We start from the raw sequence: 19,109 nt of genomic DNA, 5'->3' as shown, positions 1-19,109 counted from the left end.
ACGATGCCCCAGCCCGATCCGAGCTGGAGCGCCGACGACATCGTCGCTCATTTGCGTTCGGTCGGCACCGAGGACAATCGGGCGGGCATGGCGCGCTTCGGCATCAACACCGCCAGCGCGCTCGGCGTCGGCAATTCACAATTGCGGCCGCTGGCGCGCAAGCTGAAGAAGAACCACGAGCGGTCGCTGCAGCTCTGGAACAGCGGCATCCGCGAAGCGCGGCTGATGGCCGCCTTCACCGGCGAGCCGAAGAAGGTCGATATCGATCAATGCCGGCGCTGGGCCGCGGATTTCGACAGCTGGGAGATCGTCGACACCGTAGCGGACCTGTTTGCCGAGACGCCATTCTGGCGCGAATTGATCGACGAGTTCGCTGGAGACGAACGCGAATTCGTTCGCCGCACCGCCTTTGCCATGTTGGCCTGGAGCGCGGTGCATCTCAAGAAAGAGCCGGACACGACCTTCCTGGCCTATCTGCCGCTGATCGAGAAGCATGCCGGCGATCCGCGCAATTTCGTCCGCAAGGCGGTCAATTGGGCGCTGCGGCAAATCGGCAAACGGTCGATGAGCCTGCACGCCCCTGCCCTTGCGCTGGCGGAAAGATTAGCGGCGTCGCCGGACAAGACGGCGCGCTGGATCGGCAAGGATGCGGTGAAGGAACTGACGGATGCCAGACAGCTCGAAAGGCTCGCAGCCGCAAAAGCTTGACCTTGCTGGGATTCGGTTCGTCGGGGTGACGCCAGAGACACGTGCCGACTTCGAAAACCTGTTCGAGCAGCCCGGCGCACCGAAATATTGCTGGTGCATGGCCTGGCGCCATTCCACCCGCGAACACATTCAGAACGATGAGAAGAAGCGCATGATGATGGCGCTCATCGACAAAGGCACCCCGGTCGGCATCATCGCTGAGATGGACGGCAGGCCGGTCGGCTGGTGCTCGGTCGCGCCACGCGAGACCTACCGGAAACTTTCAAAGCAGCAGGACGACACCGAAACCGGCATCTGGTCGATCGTCTGCTTCTATGTGCCCAGGGCCCTGCGCGGCGGCGGGCTGGCCTCCGCTTTGCTTGACGCTGCGATCGACCATGCCTTCAGCAAAGGCGCACATACAATCGAGGCCTATCCCGTCGACGAGGCCGCCCCGAGCTACCGCTTCATGGGATTTCGCGACATGTTTACTACAAGGGGCTTCCATGAGACCGGCACCGCCGGTACGCGACGGCATGTGATGCGGCTGGATCGGTGAGCCCGGATCGGTCACGACGCTTTTACTCGATTCAGCAAATGGACTGGCGGAGAATGGAGCGATCATGAGCAAGCGTTTCAAGTCATGCGCGGCGCTGGCGGCTGCGCTCCTCCTCGCAGCCACTGGAGCCGGTGCTGCGGGCGATGTCGCGCATATTGTCTGGAAGGATCTGCGCCCCGCGATGCAAGCGATAGCCGAAGACGCGAACCTGCCGATGATCGCGGCAAAACTGCCTGACCACGGCGAGACCTTGTCGCTCAATCTGCAGGACAAGACGATACAATTAGCCGGATATGCATTGCCGGTCGATCGTGACGGCGACCTCGTCTACCAGTTCCTGCTGGTGCCCTGGACGGGCGCGTGCAGCCACATGCCGACGCCGCCGCCCAATCAGATCGTGCTGGTGACGCCGGCGCATCCCTACAAGATGAAAGAGGCCTACGAGCCGGTCGCAGTCACCGGCGTGCTGAAGCCCGGCATGGAGAAAAGCCAGCTTTTCATCCTCGATGGCGTCTCGATGGTCCAGTCGGGCTACACGGTGCGAAAGGCCGAGGTGGCGAGCGTCGACAGCGTGCCGGACACGGTCACCCTGCCGGTCAACTCGCCGTGGAATTTTCTGAACAAAAAGAAGAATTAGGGCCGATCGGCGCAACCAGCGTCACGCCGCGTTCGCGCCCGATTCCTTGTCCAGCACCATGTAATCGAGCGGAATTTCCGTCGTGTACTTGATCTGCTCCATGGCGAAGGAGGACGAGACGTCACGGATCTCGATCTTGGCAATCAGCCGCTTGTAGAAGGCATCGTAAGCGGCGATGTCGGGCACCACCACGCGCAGCAAGTAATCGACGTCTCCGCTCATGCGGTAGAACTCGACCACTTCCGGGAATTCCTGGATGACCTCGGAGAAGCGCCGCAGCCATTCATGGCTGTGCGAATTGGTGCGGATCGACACGAAGACGGTAACGCGCACATTGACCTTCTCATGATCGAGGATGGCGACGCGACGCTTGATGACGCCTTCCTCCTCGAGCTTCTGGATGCGCCGCCAGCATGGCGTCGTCGACAGGCCGACTTTCTTGGCGACATCGGCGACCGCGAGCGTCGCGTCCTCCTGCAAGAGGCGGAGAATTTTTCTATCGAGGCGATCCATGGGAGGCTCCAGGGGAATAGTTTGGCTATAATCCCTTTTACCGGAGCCTTTCACAAGAAAGAAATTCTGCCGATGGCGGTAAATGCGAGTGATTTCTTGCAGAATGGCTAATCAATACGATAGCGGATTTCCGACCTGAGAAAGGGCAGCAAATCCATTTCAAACCAGGGATTCTTCTTCAGCCAGCCGGTGTTTCGCCAGGACGGATGCGGCAGCGGCAGCACTTTCGGCATGGCCGGTCCATCCCATATGGCGCGCCAGTTCCTGACCGTCTCGGTCAGCGACAGCAGCCGTGCCGTGCCCATATGCCATGCCTGCGCATAGCCGCCGATGGTCAGCACCAGGTCGATCTGCGGCATCAGCGCCATCAGGTCCGAGCGCCAGGCCGGCGCGCATTCGCGACGCGGCGGCAGGTCGCTGCCCTTGGCGTCCTGTCCAGGAAAACAAAAGCCCATCGGCACGATAGCGAATTTTTCAGCGTCGTAGAACTCATCGCTGCTGACGCCGAGCCAGTTTCGCAGCCGGTCTCCCGAGGCATCGGTGAAGGGCATGCCCGACGCATGCACTTTTGTCCCCGGCGCCTGGCCGGCAAGCAGGACCCGCGCTGTGGAGGACGGCTGCAGCACCGGCCGCGGCGCATGCGGCAAAGGCCGGCCAAGCGGCTGGTCGACGCAGATGCGGCAGGCCCGCACCCTTTCGGTGAGGCGCTGCAGCGCTTGTCTCGTATCGGGCAGATTATCCAATTTCTGTCGCTCAGGCTGCCGCGCTTGGCCGGCTTGCAAGTGCCGCATACCAGCGCAGCACGTTCGTGCATTCTTCCGGCACTTTGATACGCGCTGGTTTCATGAAGTCGATGGCGATCATGCCGGTGATGTCGGCGACCGAATAGGCATCGCCGGCGGCGAATTCGCGATCCGCCAGTTCGTCGTCGAGCAGGTGCAGGAATTCGATCACCTTCGGTTTGTTGGCCTCGCCCCATTCCGGAACTTGCGGCACTTCCCATTCCTTCATCGCCGGATGGATGTGCCGGAAAGCGGCGGCGACGCTGCTCATCAGGTTCAATTCCAAGCGTCTTTGCCACATCTCGACCTTTGCCTTGCCGAGCGCACCCGTGCCGAACAAAGCGGGCTCGGGATGCAATTCCTCGAAATAGCGGCAAATGGCGATCGATTCGGTGATGATGGTGCCGTCGTCGAGCTCGAGCACCGGCAGGCGCCGCAGCGGATTGCGCTTAGCCACCTGCTCGCCGCGATGCTCCAGCGCGCCCATGTCGACAGGCACCAGCGGCACCGTCAGCCCCTTCTCGGCGAGGAAGACGCGCACGCGCCGGGGATTGGGGGCGCGGCCGCCATCGAACAGCTTCATTCCATCCTCCAGCTTCTCCACCTGATCATAAGGCGCTGGTCAGCGCATCACCAGAAGCGAACAAATTCGCGCAACGCATCGCCGAACGAGGCCAGCACGCCGTGCTTTCGCTCTACCGGCGCACCGTGATGGCTGTCGCGCCAGTCCTGCGGCTCCGCGAAGGTGCCTGCCCAGATGCCGGCCTTGGCCGCTCTCGCCACTGCTTCCTCGGTCTCGAAGTCGCCGAACGCAACCGCCCATCCGGCCTGCACCTGGGCCTGGTTTAGGTCGGTATCACCTGCCTTGCAATCGCCGAGCAGGCGGCCGTAGCGATCGCGCCGCCAGCCGCTGCAGAGAACAGGCCTGCCGGCGATCAGGCGCACCAGCGACTGCCGCGCCAGCTTGCCGCAGGGATAGTCGGCGCCGGCCTTTTGGCAGGTCTGCTGATACTCCGGAGCGTCGATGCCGCGCATGCGGATGCGCTCGGCCCCGAGCGTGATCGAATCGCCGTCATTGACGATCGCCGTGCCTTGCTCCTGGCGCCTCTCGAAGCGGTCGAGGCGTGCCGCCACCAGGATGAGCAAACCAAGCAGAAGGACGGCAAGTCCGTAGTCCAGCAGCTTGCGCCAGTGGCTGCGCGGCCGGCTCGCCACATAGCGTCGGCGCGGTCCTCGCGGCCCGAAACGGCTCATATGGCAAACAGTCTCTTAATCATTCGAACGTAGCTTAACGAACCGGAAGTCGCTGCGCGCAGAAATTGAAGTCTGTATGCCTTTGCAACGCTCGAACACAGCGGATAAGTTTATTGTGGACCGCCGTAAACCGCACCGCAACAGCGATGTGGCGCGCGCGGTGCGCAAGACGCGCGACCGCCTTTCGCAGCAGGCGGGCAGCCTCGATTTCGACCGTGAACTGCTGAAGCTGCATGCGCGCGCCATGGTGGTCAGCGCGGTCGCGATCCCCTTGCTCGTGCTCGCCGTGGCAGCCATCGGCCGGCTGGCGGGCCTGGACAGCCAGATCGCCATCTGGGCCCTGTCGACGCTGCTTTGCTACACGATCGTCGCTTTCATGGCGCGTCGCGTGGAGCGGACCGAGGCGGCCGAACTCGACCCGGTGCAGACACGTCGCGACTTCCTGATCGGCCATTTCCTCTGCGGCCTTGGGTGGGCGTGGTTCGCCTGGTTCGGCTGCGCCACATGCCAGATCGACCAGTTCCATGTGGCCAAGGCCATGGTGCTGCTGATCGCAATGGCGACGACCGCCGTGATGGCCTCCTCGCTTGGCGGCGCGCTGTTCGCGACCTTTGCCATTCCCGTTGCCGTTTATGTCTACACCGTTATGCGCCTGTGGACGCCGATCGAAGCCACGATGGCGGCCTTGCTCATCGCAGCGCTTCCCTTCTTCGGTTACGTCGCGCGTCATCTCAACCAGGCTTCGTTGATGGTGCTGTCCTTCCGCTCGGAGAAGGACGCGCTGATCGCCGAGCTGGAGACGGCGAAATCGATGTCGGACGAGGCGAGGCGGCGGGCCGAGGACGCCAATCTGGCGAAATCGCGTTTCCTCGCCTCGATGAGCCACGAGCTCAGGACGCCGCTCAACGCCATCCTTGGCTTCTCCGAAGTGATGGCCAATGAAGTGCTGGGGCCGATGAACAATCCGACCTACCGCGACTATGCCCATGACGTGCACGAGTCCGGCCAGCACCTGCTCGACCTGATCAACGAGATCCTCGACCTGTCGCGCATCGAGGCCGGCCGCTACCAGCTCAACGAGGAGCCGGTCGTGCTGGTGACCATCGTCGAGGACTGCTGCCATATGATGGAGCTGCGCGCCCGCAACAAGGACATCCGCATCATCCAGGAGTTCGAGGAGACCTTGCCGCGTCTCTTCGCCGACGAGCGCGCCGTCAGGCAGATCACGCTCAATCTTCTGTCCAATTCGATCAAGTTCACCCCATCCGGCGGCGAAGTGCGCGTGCGTGTCGGCTGGACGGCCGGCGGCGGCCAGTACATCTCGGTCAAGGACAACGGCCCGGGCATACCGGAAGAAGAAATCCCGGTGGTGCTTTCCGCCTTCGGCCAGGGCTCGATCGCCATCAAGAGCGCCGAGCAGGGAACCGGCCTCGGCCTGCCGATCGTGCAGGGGCTGCTTGCCATGCATGGCGGCGAGTTCGAGCTTCATTCCAAGCTGCGCGAAGGCACCGAGGCGATCGCCATCTTCCCGTTGAGCCGGGTGATGGAGGAATTGCCGGCCTTGCCGACCAAGACGGTCGCCGCGCGCGGACGCCGCTGATTCGCCGGGCGCTAAAGCCGCACAGCCAGCGCCATGCCCGAGCTGGTCAGTGCCGCGGCCTTGACGATACCGGCGGCGAGAGCAGCCCCTACCCCTTCGCCATGGCTGATCCCGAAATCAAGCAGCGGCCGCAATCCGAGCCTTTCGGTGGCCTTGGCGTGGCCTGGCTCCGGCGTCAGGCCGGCAAGCAGGCAATGATCGAGCGAGCCTGGATTGGCGGCATAAAGGACGGCGGCCGCCGCTGTTGCCGCGAATCCGTCGAGCAGGACGGGAATCTTCTCCATGCGCGCCGCGAGAATGGCGCCGCAGATGGCCGCGAATTCGCGCCCCCCGACCCTGCGCAAAACCTCGAGCGGATCTCCCAGACCCGGGCCATGGAATGCCAGCGCCCGATCGACGACCTCGGCCTTGCGTGCGATCATCGCCGCATCGGCGCCTGAACCCGACCCGACCCAGTCGGCTCCTTCGCCGCCGAACAGGGCGGCGCAAAGCGTGGCGGCGATCGTCGAATTGCCGACCCCGAGATCGCCCAGGCAAAGGAGGTCGGCGCCACCGGCGACCGCTTCCATGCCGAAGGCCATGGTTGCGGCGCAGCCGCGTTCATCGAGCGCGGCCGCCTCGGTGATGTCGCCCGTGGGGATATCCAAGGCGAGGTCGAAGACTTTCAGGCCGAGATCGTTGGCGATGCAGACCTGGTTGATCGCGGCCCCGCCAGCGGCGCAGAGTTCGACTTCATTTGCGGTTGCCGCCACCGGCCGCGGCGAGATGCCGTGCCTGACGGCGCCGTGATTGCCGGCGAAGATCGCCACCAGGGGCCGATTGATCGCCGGCGGCGCGCGCCCGCTCCAGGCAGCAATCCAGGCCGCGATGTCCTCGACGCGGCCGAGCGATTCCTTCGGCTTTTCGGCTTTGGCGAAAAGCGCCCGGACGCGGGCGCTCGCCGCATCGTCGGCCGGCGGCAGGGCCGCCAGAAGGTTTCGGAAATCGTCGAAAGGCTTAGCAGGCATTATGTCAGTCGCAGTTCGTTGCGGAAGTCGCAGGCGGCATAGCCGCCTTCTCCATCCGGCACAACTGCCTGGCGATGCCGCGAACGCGTCGCCTTGCGGCGCAATGCGGAGGGCTTGCATTGCTCCGGCGGTTGCACCATGTGGAATAAAGGCAAGAGAACAGCATGACCGCCATCGAATCTCCCTGCATCCTGGTCTGTTCGATCGATATGAAAACCGGCTTCTGCTTTGGTTGCGGCCGCACACGCGACGAGATTTCCGCCTGGCTCGCGATGACCCCTGAAACGCGCCGGGCGGTGATGGCCGAACTGCCCGCGCGGCTCGAAACGGTCGAGCGGCGGCCGCGCCGCGAAACCCGGCGTACCCGCATGGCGCGCGAGCGCGGCGTTCTGTGAGAAGAAACCGATGAACCGGTTGTTCTGGATCGTCATGGCGGTGATCGGCGTCGGGGTCGTGCTGCTCATGCTCAACAATTCGGCCGGCCGCACTTTCGGCATGAACAACAATGATTTCGGCCGGCTTATCTGGGTCGGCGTCCTAGTGATGGTGATCGGTGCGAGCCTGCTCCGCTCCGGCCGACCGCTGGGCGACATGGCGCGCAATCTGGGCGTCTGGGCGGCATTCGTGCTCGTGCTGATCGCCGGCTACCAGTATCGCTACGAGTTGCAGGATGTGGCGAGCCGCGTCACCGCCGGCTTTGTCCCGGGCAGTCCGTTGGCTTTAGGCGTGGAGAATGGCCGCCCGACCGTCACGCTCGACAAAGCCGACAACGGCCATTTCGAAGCCCGCATCCTGGTCAACGGCACGCCGGTGCGCGCGGTGGTCGACACCGGCGCAACCAGCACGGTGCTGACGTCCGAAGATGCTCAAGCCGCGGGCTTCAACCCAGCGGCGCTCAGCTACAGCGTGGATGTCGCCACGGCCAATGGCAGGGCGCGCGCTGCCACGGTCAGGACCGACGAGGTAGCGATCGGCGGCATCGTGCGCAAGGACATGTCGGTGATGGTCGCCGCTCCCGGCATGCTTGACCAAAGCCTGCTCGGCATGAACTTCATCGGCTCATTATCGGGTTTTGACGTACGCGGCGACCGCATGATCCTGCGAGACTGATGCGTGTCGCGCGGCAGTATGCGGCGCGACACGCATTAGCCGACAGTCAGGCTGCCTCGGCTTCTGCCGCCGCGAAATCGATTGCCAAAAACGCGGTCTTCAGCACCTCCGGCCCGGCGCCAGGTTTGTTCGCGTCGGTGGAGAGGATCTGCCGGAAGCGGCGCGCGCCGGGCAAGCCGTGGAACAGTCCGACCATATGGCGGGTAATGTGGCCGAGCCGCCCGCCCCGCTCGATATGGCGCGCGGCATAGCCGGCCATGGCATCGATCAGCGCCGAATAATCGAAGGCGGCAGGCGTCTCGCCATAGAAGGCGGCATCGACACCGGTCAGGATCCCCGGCGTATGATAGGCCGCGCGGCCGAGCATCACGCCGTCGACATGGGAAAGATGCGCCGACGCCTCGGCGAGCGACTGGATGCCGCCGTTGATGCCGATGAATTCGTCCGGCTTTCTGGCCTTCAGCCAATAGACGCGCGGGTAATCGAGCGGCGGGATCTCGCGGTTTTCTTTGGGGCTCAGCCCTTCCAGCCAAGCCTTGCGGGCGTGCACCCAGAGCGCGTCGGCGCCGGCGGCGAGCACGCCGTCGGCGAGCGTATCGAGCGCAGGCTCTGGATCTTGATCGTCGACGCCGATGCGGCATTTGACCGTGACGGGTATTTTCACCGCGGCCTTCATCGCCGCGACGCACTCGGCGACCAAAACCGGCGTCTTCATCAGACAGGCACCGAACGTCCCCGACTGGACGCGATCGGACGGACAGCCGACATTGAGGTTGATCTCGTCATAGCCGAAGGCTTCGCCGATCCGCGCTGCCTCGGCGAGCTTTGCGATATCCGATCCGCCAAGTTGCAGCGCAACCGGATGCTCGACAGCGTCGAAGCCGAGCAGTCGCTCGCGCGCGCCATGGATGACCGCATCCGCCACCACCATCTCGGTGTAAAGCAGCGCGCGGCGCGTCAGCTGACGGTGGAAGAACCGGCAATGCCGGTCCGTCCAGTCCATCATTGGTGCTATGGCGAGCGTCGTCTGCATAAGCCTATTCAATGCTGTTTGCCCCTGTCATAATCAAATCTGTCAGCGCAATATACCGCATTCTCTTTTATTTTCAGATACTTCGATGAACAGGGACATAAGTCCCATTTCGAGAGGGACCATTTTCCCCAGTCACATAGTTATTAAAAAATCAATAGTCCAGTTTTAATTTTCCACAAATAAGAGTAAACATTAGCTGCTCATAATATGAGCAGTGGAGGCGTGCAGGCAGTCATGCCTGTTGGGGAGGGGCGGTTAGTATGCCCTCATCATTTATCTTCGGCGCCCGCCGTGGGCGGATTGCCGATGCGCACAGGACGCATCCCCCCAGCAATGTCTGACGGGGCAAGGAGCGGAGGATCAGCGGCGGCTCCTCCCAACCCCCTCTACCCCTCCTGAGAGTCAATTCACCACTCCAGTTTTCTTTAACGATGGCGCGTAGCGCTGGCCTGGCCAGCGGATGCGCGTCCGTGCGGCCGGTTGCCAGCGTTGGGGCTGAAATCGCGCTGCCGCATTGAAACCAGGGAGAATTTCCAATGGCACTCGATATCACAGCTCAAGACATCATCATCGACGAGACCACCGGCCCGCAGGATGACGACATCAACCCGGCCCTTCCGCCGCACAGCACCAACGACACGCTTACCTATCTCTTGGGCCTCGATGGTCCGGGAGGGCTGGCCTCACCCGAGGTCGCCTTCCAGAGCGACTTCGTGATCGCCACGGCGAGCGCCGGCGAAACCATCACTTCGGTCATTCTCACGCAGAATGCCTCCGGAACCCCATTCTCCACCACCGCCGGCGTCAATAGCGGCATTAAGACGGTTGATGGCAATTATGTCTGGCTGTTCCAAGACGCTACTCATCCGAACGTCGTGATCGGCGTCATCGGTACCTCCGACGCGAACGCTGCGCCCGCTGCGAGCGGGCCGCTTGCCTTCTCGTTTGCGTTGATGAACACCGCCACCACCGGTCATTTCGACCTGTACACGGTCCAATATGTGCCGTTGTTCAATCCGATCGCGACCGATCCGGACGACCGCATCGATCTGACCAATAAGGTGTTCGCGTCGGTCGCTGGGACCAGCGTGGTCGGTTTCTCAGGCCAGAATGCCGCTCCCGGCAACCACGATTTCTACGTGATTAATTCGCCGGATGACGCTTCCAAGCAGATTTTGGTGACAGGGTTCTTGGGGACCTCCAACGCCACCGCCAACGTGAGTACACAGGGCTTCGGCGTCAACAACCAGAGCATCAACCCGACCGAAACGCTGCAGGTCGATTTCGTGACCGGCGGCAACCTCGCCGCGGGCACCGCTTCCCAAATCCAGTACGGCAGCCATCTCGAAAATATCACGCAGGCGGGATTCACCATCAACCAGATCACGCCATCCAATCCGAATTTGCGGGTGGACATCAAGATCAGCGCTTTCAACGTTGATAACAATGAGCAGGGCTTGAACTTCTATGACGGCAGCCCGACCCACGCCGCGCCCATCACCAGCCTCTCATTGACCGGACAATCAGGGTACGCCTCCGCCATCACGGCCAATGGCACTTACCCCACGGGTAGCGGCAACATTACCGTTAGCGGGATGGGCACTGGGGTCGTTACCATCACCGGGCTCGATAACATCACCACCGTCAACATCACCACCAGCAGCCCGATGGATCGTCTGACGGTTTCGGGGGTCGATGCAAACGAGGGGTGCGACATCACCGAGTTCCATTTCAACACGACGACAACCAACGCCTACACCGAACAGGTTGGCTCGTTCATCAACTTCGACGACGATGGGCCGGCGCTTTCGATCACGGCAGCGCCGGTGGTTGGCGCCGCCGAGGTGGTCGAGGCGAGCGGGGTTGCCGGTCAGAGCCAGGCGACGATCACGCCGCCGACCTTCAACGCGAGCGCGGTCGATGGCTACACCACGAATGTGACCTACGCGCTGGCTCTGGCGGGCGGAACGGCGACCGGGCTGCTGACCACGGTCGGCAACCATGCGATCACGCTGGTGGCCGACTCGGCCACCCAGATCTCGGGCATGTACGACAGCGACGGCGACACCACGCTCGATGCGACGGCGTTCAGGGTGACGCTGTCCGGCACGACGGTGACGCTGACCTCGCTGGTTGCCCTTGAGCACTCGAACGCGCCGCAAGGCGTGGGCGAGGACAACACCCTCGACCTCAACGGCCTGATCAACGTGACGGCGACCGTGACAGTGACCGACGGCGACCAGGACGTGGTTTCGCAGCAAAGCTCGAGCTCGGGCCTGTCGCTGACCTTCGACGACACCGATCCGACAATCACGGCACCGTTCGACGCTGATCCCGTTACTGCTGGCATCCAAACCCCGGAGCAACTTGGCAACACCGTGGGAGCGTCGGCCAGTGGGACCTTTGGATACGACATGACGGACAAGCACACGGCCGCGGAGTATACTGCGGGTGTTAGCGACTTCGCCGACCAGGATAGTGTGCTTCCCGGCATCCAGCTCAGCCTTGGTGGCAACCTCACAGGCCTTGTCCCCAACACGCAGACGCCGTTCATTAGCTCGTCCGCGACGCTCCAGTCGGAAGACGCCACCCAGGCAACGTTCAACTGGCAAATCTCGTACGACAGCGACCCGAATACGGCTGGCGACCAAACGGCCACGGCGGGCGGTACCCTAGTCTTCAACAAGACTGCTGACACCTACACCATCACCTTGAACGACGCGGTGGAGGGCTTCACCAAAGACATCCTGCACACCAGTGAGCTTCTATCCAAGGAGCCCACGAGCAATGTCGGCCACCCGAACATTGTGGTGGAGAAGCTCTTCGAGGCGGACAGCACTCCCGAAACGACCGACCGGGACTTCTTCGTGCAGTTCACGGCGAACTCGGTCACCAACACCATCAAGTTCGGTCTTAACTCCACCGGCGACAGCGACAACGCGACACCCACCGACACCGCGTGGAACCCTGGCGATCTGGTCACCAACAACCACGAGGACTGGGTGTCTGCCACCCAGAGCACGAACGGGGTCGCTGGCGACACCATCCAGAAAGGCGAATTGCTGACGCTGCGGTTCTTCGACACCAGCCTTGGCATCGGCACCGAGAGCATCACCCCGAGCCAGACGGCCGCCGACATGGCTATCAAGTTCGACGGGATCGGCACCAGTGAGGACCTGATGGTCATCCTTCAACTCGTCAGCAGCACGGACAGCAGCGTGCATACCACCAAGGCGATCTACATCGAGAACGCCGACATCTACAAAATGGGGCAGGTGCCTACCGCATACGCAGCCGACTTCCCACTCGATAACAACGACGGCCTCATCATCATCGAGAGGAACGACTACAATGGTGTCGGCGAGAACTGGGTGATCCAGGGTGCACAGATCATGCAGTCCGGTAACGGGATCATCGGTCCCGATAACCCGAACCTGGCCGGCTTTCAGGAGACGCCGACGGCGATCGACCTGAACCGGGCGACGGGCTCAGCAGGCGGTAGCTCTCAGACCGCACTGGTGAACTGGGACGCGACCGACAACGACGTGCTGAAGATCGTGGACCTCGGCTTCACCTCGACGCAGACCACGACACCGGACGCGCACCTCGACTTCGGCGTCCAGATAGCGGACGCGGACGGCGATACGACAGCGGTGCAGCACATTCTGGTCGACATCGCCTGACGCCTGACCTTACGGGGGCAGCCGATGCTGCCCCCGTAACGACACCGGCCCAGGCGCCAATTCAACGCCGGGGCCGGGCACTGACAAACGGCATCGAAGCGGGGGGTATCCGTGATGCAGCCAAGGCCGCAATTCCAGGAAGTGATGCATCTGGCCCGCCATCAGGTGCCCGCCCTCCTTCTCTTCAGCCTGCTTACCAATCTCCTCCTGCTCGCCAGCACCGTCTACATGCTGCAGATCTACGACAGGGTGCTGTCGAGCGGGTCGATCGACACGTTGCTATGGCTTACCCTTGCCGTCATCGGCGCCATCGCCGTCTATGGCCTGCTGGAACACGCCCGCCGGATGATGCTCGGGCATATCAGCCAGTGGCTGGACGACCAGCTCAGCGTTCCGGTGATCGAACGCGCCATGGAGGCGCGCCTGGCCGGCAGCAACCTCGAAACCGGCCTGAAGGACGTGGGCGATCTGCGCGGCTTCATTGCCGGCGATGGCATACTGACTTTCCTCGACGCGCCCTGGACGCCGGTCTTCCTGGCGTTCATGTGGTTTCTGCATCCGGCATTGGGTGTAGTCGGCCTTGCCGGCGCCGTGCTCCTGTTCTGCGCCGCGCTCGCCAACGATTTCCTCACCCGCCGCAAAGGCCAGGATGCGGCAGCGGGACTGCGTCGCAGCCAGGCCGCCGTCGGTCAATTCATCGATGGCGCCGAGACATTGCGCTCGCTCGGCATGTCCGAGCCGGCACTGCGGCGGTGGGAGCAAAACCAGCAATCGCTGATCGACATCCAGACCCGGATTTTACAGCGCACCACCATCATCGGCAGCCTGTCGCGTTCGCTGCGTCTCGCCCTTCAGGTGGCCGTGCTGGGGCTCGGCGCCTATCTCGTCCTGCGTCGCGAGCTGACACCCGGCTCGATGATCGCGGCTTCCATCCTGCTCAGCCGCGCGCTGGCGCCGATAGAGCGCTCGATAGGCGCCTGGCGCAGTCTGGTCAGCGCGCGGACCGCGCGCCGCAACCTGATGAAGCTTTTCGCCGAGACCAGGTCGATGCAAACAGTCGGCGTCAGCCTGCCCCGCCCGCAAGGCCGGCTGAAGCTCGAAAACCTGCATTATTGTGCGCCAGGGACGTCGCAGGCGCTGCTGAACGCGATAGGCTTCGGCGTCGAACCCGGCCAGACCTGCGGCGTGATTGGCCCATCCGGCTCGGGCAAGACCACGCTCTGCCGTCTCATTGTCGGCACGCTGCGGCCCTCGCTCGGCCACGTCCGGCTGGATGGCGCGGAGGTCTGGAACTGGCCTGCGGAGGAACTCGGTCAGCATATCGGCTATCTGCCGCAGCAGGTCGAGCTGTTCCCTGGAACGATCGCCGAGAACATCGCCCGCCTGCGTGACGTCGACAGCGAAGCGGTCATAGCCGCGGCTCAACTCGCCGGCATCCACGAGATGATCCTGCGGCTGCCGAGCGGCTATCGCACCGAAGTCGGACCGCATGGGGCCCGGATATCGCGCGGCCAGCGCCAGCGCATCGCGCTGGCCCGGGCGCTATTCGGTGACCCGCCGCTGATCGTCCTCGATGAGCCGAACACCGGCCTCGACGGCGAAGGCGAAGTGGCGCTGTTCAACGTGCTCCAGCAGCTCAAGGAGCGGGGCCGCACGGTAGTCATCATCAGCCATCAGACCAATCTTCTGCGCACTGCCGATCATATCGCCCTCATCCGCGACGGATCCCTTTCGATGTTCGGCACGCGCGACGAGGTGCTCGGCGCGCTGGCAGGCCAGTCCAGGCACATCCCGGTGCCGGCGGCCATACGGGACAAGATCGCCGCCAATGCGCCAGCAAACCGGAAGGCAGGGGAGTGAGCCATGGGCGGTGATCGATTTGGCGACTTCTCGACGATGCTGGACAGGCTGATGGATAGCTTGGGCGCGTTGGCGGACAGACTGTCCATTTCCGCAGGCGATCTGGTCGCCGCGGCATCGATTTCGTTCAGCGGCCTGAACCAGCCGACGCGCGTCACGATGATTGCGGCCGCCGGCGTGCTCGTCCTGCTGCTGGTTTCAGGCTTGGTCCGGCGGCGGTCACCTGCCCTCCGCGCCAGCGGCCGCGACCTGAACCAACGGACGCGGCCAGCGCGCATGCTGGGCTATGTGTCGGTGATCGTCTTCGTGGGCGGCACCGCCGCGTGGTCAAGCGTCGCCCTTCTGGCAAGCGCCGTCGTCGCCAACGGCGTTGTCAGCCCCGAGGGCTATCGCAAGACCGTCCAGCATCTGGAGGGCGGCATCATCGGCGCGATCCACGTAAAGGAAGGCGACAAGGTGAGCGCCGGCCAGGTGCTGATCAGCCTGAAGACGACCGACGCCCAAGGTCGCTATGACGAGTTGCAAGGCCACTATATCCGACTGCTGGCGACCGAAGCGCGCCTGGTCGCGGAGCTTGCCGGGCAGGACCGTATCACCTTCCCCAAGGAGCTGACATCGATCGACAGCGAGACGGCGCGAAAGGTGGTCGCCGAGGAACAGGCGCTGCTCGACAGCCGCCTGGCGACCCGTGCGGGGCGCACGCAAATCCTCAACAAGCGCATCGCGCAAATCCAGGAGCAAAGTACAGGATCGAGGGAGGTGATTGCCGCCGAGGCCGAGCAGCTCAGGCTGATCGACCAGGAGATCGCCTCAGCGCAGGAAATGTACAAACAGGGACTGGAGCGGCTGCCGCGGATACTGGCGCTGCAGCGGTCCCAGGCCGAGATCCGCGCCAATCAGGCGTCGAACCGCGCGCAAGTGGCACATAACGACCAGCAGATCGGCGAGACCGAGTTCCAGCTCCTCAACCTGCGCCAACAAGACAGCGAGAGCGCCAATGAGGATCTCGCAAAAGTGCGAGGGGACCTGGCTGAACTGCGCAGCCAATTACCTTCGCGCCAGGATGTGCTGGCCAGGACCGACATTGTCGCACCAATCGCCGGAACGGTGATGAACCTGCGCATAACGACCGAATCGGGCGTGATCGCAAGCGGCCAGGCGCTGCTTGATATCGTTCCCAACGAGCCCAATCTGGTCATCGATTCACGCATCAAACCGGCGGATATCGACGTGGTACATCCTGACATGCCGGCTCGCGTGGTGTTGTCGGCCTATCCGAGCCGGCATCTGCCGCAAATCCATGGCCTGCTCACATCGGTGTCGGCCGACCGGCTGACGGACGAAAAGACCGGCGAGCCTTATTTCCTCGCCAAGGTCAAAGTCGACACCGCCGATCTCGCAGAGCTGCATGACGTGCACTTGTCGCCCGGCATGCCGGCGGAGGTCATGATCCTGACGGGAGAGCACACTTTGCTCGACTATATGCTGGCCCCGGTGCAGGCTTCGCTCACACGCTCTTTCAAGGAAAACTGAGCCGACGACAGCACAGCGACGTCGACCATAAGCCGACGCCTCATCGTCGCATCTGTCACCGCAGCCGCGGGGGCGTGACGGCGCTAGCGCCTCAGGGCGTGGACATTGTCCATCGATGCGCCGCCCAGCGGCAGCGCCATGTCGTCGTCGAGCAGCCGGGTGATGCGGGCAAAGCCGACAAAGGCTTTGCGCGCTTCCTCGGCCGACATCTTGCCCGACAGTGCCGCCGCACAGCAATTCAGGGCGCATTGATAAACCGGGCCGCGCCGTCCCGTTGGCCACTTCCGCAGGAACACCATCGCCTCGGAGACGCTATCGACTTCCTCCACAGGGTATCCCTGCCCACGCGCAATTCGCACTGGGGTAAAGAAATGCAAGCGATCCATAATTATCCTCCCGGTCGACCGCAGCGCAGTCGAACCGCAATAAACGCACGTCCCGCGAATCGGTTCCAAACAAATTTGGTTGCCGATGGAAAAAGTTCGAAACGCGGGCCCGCGCCTGACATGCGCGAAAATCAATTGGCGACTCAGCCAATGCAGGCCTGGAGCCGCCGGATAACGGCGATTCTCATTGAATATCTTTAAGGCGAAAGCCGGCAAATGGGTTGCTTGCCGGTTACTCTGCGTCAGGCTTAACCTCCGCGGTCACCGCGTGAGGGCGCGTTTTGCAAAAAGGGGAACACTTGCAATGACCATCCAAGGCGCATCGCCTGACCTCTACAATGAGGATCTGGCTCCCGCAACGGTCAGGAACTGGGGACCGTTTTCGATCTTCAACGTCTGGACCTCTGACGTCCATAGCCTCTGGGGCTACTACCTGGCGGCAAGCCTGTTTCTGTTCTGCGGCGGCTTCGTCAACTTCATCATCGCCATCGGCATCGGCTCGCTGATCATCTATGCGCTGATGAATATGGTCGGCTATGCCGGCGTGAAGACCGGCGTGCCCTACCCCGTGCTTGCCCGCGCCTCCTTCGGCATCTGGGGCGCCAACGTCCCGGCGCTGGTGCGGGCGATCGTCGCCTGCTTCTGGTACGGCGCCCAGACGGCCGCGGCGTCGGGCGCGATCGTGGCGCTGCTGACGCGCCTGCAATGGTTCGACGAGTTCAACAAGAGCTCGCACCTTCTGGGACACTCGACGCTGGAGGTGATCTGCTTCGTCATCATCTGGGCGCTGCAGTTGCTGATCATCCAGAAGGGCATGGAGACCGTCCGTCGCTTCCAGGATTGGGCCGGCCCGGCCGTGTGGATCATGATGCTGATCCTGGCCATCTATCTTTGCGTGAAGTCCGGCACTTTCGCCTTCACCAGCGACATCCCGATGGATGTGCTGCTGGACAAGACCAAGGACGCCGGCGTTCCGGGCGAGCCGGGATCCTGGACCGCGCTGTTCGCGGTGGCGGCGATCTGGGTGACCTATTTCTCGGCTCTCTACCTCAACTTCTGCGATTTCGCCCGTTACGCGCCGGACAATGCAGCGCTGCGCAAGGGCAACATCTGGGGCTTGCCGGTCAACCTCATCCTGTTCTCGCTGGTCGCCGGCGTCACCACGATCGCCGCCTATGACGTCTACCATGAGGTGCTGCTCCATCCCGACCAGATCTCGGCCAAGTTCGACAGCTGGTTCCTGGCGGCGCTTGCCGCGCTGACCTTCGCGGTGGCGACGCTGGGCATCAACGTCGTGGCGAACTTCGTCTCGCCGGCGTTCGATTTCTCCAACGTCTTCCCGCGCCAGATCGACTTCAAGAAGGGCGGCTACATCGCGGCGCTGATCGCGCTGGTGCTCTATCCCTTCGCGCCATGGGAAGGCAGTGCGGCTTCCTTCGTCAACGTCATCGGCGCGACGATGGGACCGATCTTCGGCGTGATGATGGTCGACTACTACCTGATCCGCAAAAGCGAAGTCGACGTCGAAGCACTCTATCGCGAAGACGGCGAGTTCCGTTTCCAGAGCGGGTGGCATGTCAACGCCTTCATCGCTGCCGGCATCGGCGCCATCTTCTCCTCGATCCTGCCCAACTTCACCAACTGGCTGCCGTCCTGGTGGGGCGTCTATGGCTGGTTCTTCGGCGTGGCGATCGCCGGCGCCGTCTACTACGTGCTGCGCACCATGGCGCTTGGCGCCGGGGCAAGGACCGCCAAGGCCTGAAACAAGGCAGTAGGCAGTAGGGCTTAGGCAATAGAGAATGCCACCCTACTGCCTACTGCCTACTGCCTACTGCCTACCAACTCCGCCAGACGGCGCACCGTGTTCCAGTTGCGCGACGTGCCGATGCCGAGGCGCTTGTGATTGGCGGCGGCAAGCAGCCGCGAGCTCGGCCGCTCGCGCGAGAAGACAAGCCAGATATCGCCGTCGACCAGGAATACTTTTTCGTCGGCTGCGGCATAGGCCTGGAGTGCCTCGACGGTGTCCGCCGGCAGCGGCTCGCGCATCACGCGCACCGCAACCTGATCGGCCGCGTCCGCTGATTCGCCCGGAAACGGATTGGCGGCGGCAAGCTTCAGCCAGTCCTCGGCACCGCGCACGATGATGTCGACATGCCGGCCGAAGCTTTTCTCGAACGCCCTTTCCAGCCGGCGCTCGAACTTTGAAAGCTCGCCTGTGCGCGCCTCGAACACCAGATTGCCTGTCGCCACCAGCGTGCGGACGTTTTTCAGCCCGAGGCTTTCCGCCATGGCCTTCAGGTCGGACATGACCACCCGCCGCCCCTCACCCAGGATGATGCTGTAGAGCAGCGCGACATAAGTTTGCATTACGGTCCGCATAGCTGGCACGCAGGCCGGAGCCAAGGCGTGCTGAGATTCAGGTCAGGCCGAGTCGAAAATGGTGGTTTCCGAGAACCGGAGCGGAG

The 19,109-nt window shown here is 63.1% G+C and carries 18 protein-coding genes; 10 read left to right on the top strand and 8 right to left on the bottom strand.

The window, feature by feature from the left end; all coding sequences use genetic code 11:
* The first annotated feature begins 3 nt into the window (after positions 1-3).
* From CK219_RS03900 to CK219_RS03890, 3 genes are all read left to right on the top strand, one after another.
* On the top strand, positions 4-708 hold the full coding sequence (locus tag CK219_RS03900; protein ID WP_095765624.1) for a DNA alkylation repair protein: 705 nt from the start codon (positions 4-6) through the stop codon (positions 706-708).
* On the top strand, positions 668-1,246 hold the full coding sequence (locus tag CK219_RS03895) for a GNAT family N-acetyltransferase (RefSeq protein WP_095765393.1): 579 nt from the start codon (positions 668-670) through the stop codon (positions 1,244-1,246). Before CK219_RS03900 ends, CK219_RS03895 begins: the two co-directional genes overlap by 41 nt.
* A gap of 64 nt (positions 1,247-1,310) precedes the next feature.
* Complete coding sequence (locus tag CK219_RS03890; protein WP_095765392.1) at positions 1,311-1,883, top strand: DUF3299 domain-containing protein; 573 nt, start codon at positions 1,311-1,313, stop codon at positions 1,881-1,883.
* A 21-nt stretch (positions 1,884-1,904) separates the two neighbouring features.
* On the opposite strand, the gene CK219_RS03885 is transcribed toward CK219_RS03890, so the two are convergent.
* The 4 genes from CK219_RS03885 to CK219_RS03870 form a co-directional block, all read right to left on the bottom strand.
* Complete coding sequence (locus CK219_RS03885; protein ID WP_006205209.1) at positions 1,905-2,396, bottom strand: Lrp/AsnC family transcriptional regulator; 492 nt, start codon at positions 2,394-2,396, stop codon at positions 1,905-1,907.
* A gap of 107 nt (positions 2,397-2,503) precedes the next feature.
* Entirely contained in the window at positions 2,504-3,139 is a 636-nt protein-coding gene (locus CK219_RS03880; protein WP_245340379.1) for a uracil-DNA glycosylase family protein, read from the bottom strand.
* Between the two features lie 10 nt (positions 3,140-3,149).
* Complete coding sequence (locus CK219_RS03875) at positions 3,150-3,761, bottom strand: glutathione S-transferase (protein ID WP_095765623.1); 612 nt, start codon at positions 3,759-3,761, stop codon at positions 3,150-3,152.
* A 47-nt stretch (positions 3,762-3,808) separates the two neighbouring features.
* On the bottom strand, positions 3,809-4,432 hold the full coding sequence (locus CK219_RS03870) for a thermonuclease family protein (RefSeq protein WP_095765390.1): 624 nt from the start codon (positions 4,430-4,432) through the stop codon (positions 3,809-3,811).
* A gap of 76 nt (positions 4,433-4,508) precedes the next feature.
* Here CK219_RS03870 and CK219_RS03865 point away from each other — a divergent pair, with 76 nt between their 5' ends.
* On the top strand, positions 4,509-6,032 hold the full coding sequence (locus CK219_RS03865) for a HAMP domain-containing sensor histidine kinase (RefSeq protein ID WP_095765389.1): 1,524 nt from the start codon (positions 4,509-4,511) through the stop codon (positions 6,030-6,032).
* A gap of 11 nt (positions 6,033-6,043) precedes the next feature.
* On the opposite strand, the gene CK219_RS03860 is transcribed toward CK219_RS03865, so the two are convergent.
* A complete protein-coding gene (locus CK219_RS03860) occupies positions 6,044-7,042 on the bottom strand; it encodes a nicotinate-nucleotide--dimethylbenzimidazole phosphoribosyltransferase (protein ID WP_095765622.1) in 999 nt (332 codons plus the stop codon).
* Between the two features lie 161 nt (positions 7,043-7,203).
* Here CK219_RS03860 and CK219_RS03855 point away from each other — a divergent pair, with 161 nt between their 5' ends.
* Complete coding sequence (locus CK219_RS03855) at positions 7,204-7,434, top strand: DUF1289 domain-containing protein (RefSeq protein WP_095765388.1); 231 nt, start codon at positions 7,204-7,206, stop codon at positions 7,432-7,434.
* 10 nt (positions 7,435-7,444) lie between these two features.
* A complete protein-coding gene (locus CK219_RS03850) occupies positions 7,445-8,149 on the top strand; it encodes a TIGR02281 family clan AA aspartic protease (RefSeq protein WP_095765387.1) in 705 nt (234 codons plus the stop codon).
* Between the two features lie 46 nt (positions 8,150-8,195).
* Here CK219_RS03850 and dusA read toward each other — a convergent pair whose 3' ends face one another.
* On the bottom strand, positions 8,196-9,182 hold the full coding sequence (gene dusA, locus CK219_RS03845; RefSeq protein WP_095765386.1) for a tRNA dihydrouridine(20/20a) synthase DusA: 987 nt from the start codon (positions 9,180-9,182) through the stop codon (positions 8,196-8,198).
* Between the two features lie 536 nt (positions 9,183-9,718).
* Between dusA and CK219_RS03840 the strand changes: the two genes are divergently transcribed.
* From CK219_RS03840 to CK219_RS03830, 3 genes are all read left to right on the top strand, one after another.
* The gene (locus CK219_RS03840; protein WP_095765385.1) at positions 9,719-12,865 is read left to right on the top strand and encodes a DUF5801 repeats-in-toxin domain-containing protein; all 3,147 of its coding nucleotides are present in this window, start codon (positions 9,719-9,721) and stop codon (positions 12,863-12,865) included.
* Positions 12,866-12,979: 114 nt separating this feature from the next.
* Positions 12,980-14,725: a type I secretion system permease/ATPase gene (locus CK219_RS03835; RefSeq protein ID WP_245340388.1), complete on the top strand. Its 1,746-nt coding sequence runs from the start codon at positions 12,980-12,982 to the stop codon at positions 14,723-14,725.
* A gap of 3 nt (positions 14,726-14,728) precedes the next feature.
* The gene (locus CK219_RS03830; protein WP_095765384.1) at positions 14,729-16,258 is read left to right on the top strand and encodes an HlyD family type I secretion periplasmic adaptor subunit; all 1,530 of its coding nucleotides are present in this window, start codon (positions 14,729-14,731) and stop codon (positions 16,256-16,258) included.
* Between the two features lie 83 nt (positions 16,259-16,341).
* On the opposite strand, the gene CK219_RS03825 is transcribed toward CK219_RS03830, so the two are convergent.
* On the bottom strand, positions 16,342-16,644 hold the full coding sequence (locus tag CK219_RS03825; RefSeq protein ID WP_095765383.1) for a DUF982 domain-containing protein: 303 nt from the start codon (positions 16,642-16,644) through the stop codon (positions 16,342-16,344).
* A 304-nt stretch (positions 16,645-16,948) separates the two neighbouring features.
* Here CK219_RS03825 and CK219_RS03820 point away from each other — a divergent pair, with 304 nt between their 5' ends.
* Positions 16,949-18,406: an NCS1 family nucleobase:cation symporter-1 gene (locus CK219_RS03820; RefSeq protein WP_095765382.1), complete on the top strand. Its 1,458-nt coding sequence runs from the start codon at positions 16,949-16,951 to the stop codon at positions 18,404-18,406.
* Positions 18,407-18,465: 59 nt separating this feature from the next.
* Here CK219_RS03820 and CK219_RS03815 read toward each other — a convergent pair whose 3' ends face one another.
* A complete protein-coding gene (locus CK219_RS03815) occupies positions 18,466-19,011 on the bottom strand; it encodes a DUF1697 domain-containing protein (RefSeq protein ID WP_095765381.1) in 546 nt (181 codons plus the stop codon).
* Positions 19,012-19,109: the final 98 nt, after the last annotated feature.

It is taken from the genome of Mesorhizobium sp. WSM4313, assembly GCF_002294725.1.
GTDB lineage: Bacteria > Pseudomonadota > Alphaproteobacteria > Rhizobiales > Rhizobiaceae > Mesorhizobium.
Note: the sequence above shows the minus strand (reverse complement) of the source record. Positions and strands in the feature narration are given on the sequence as shown.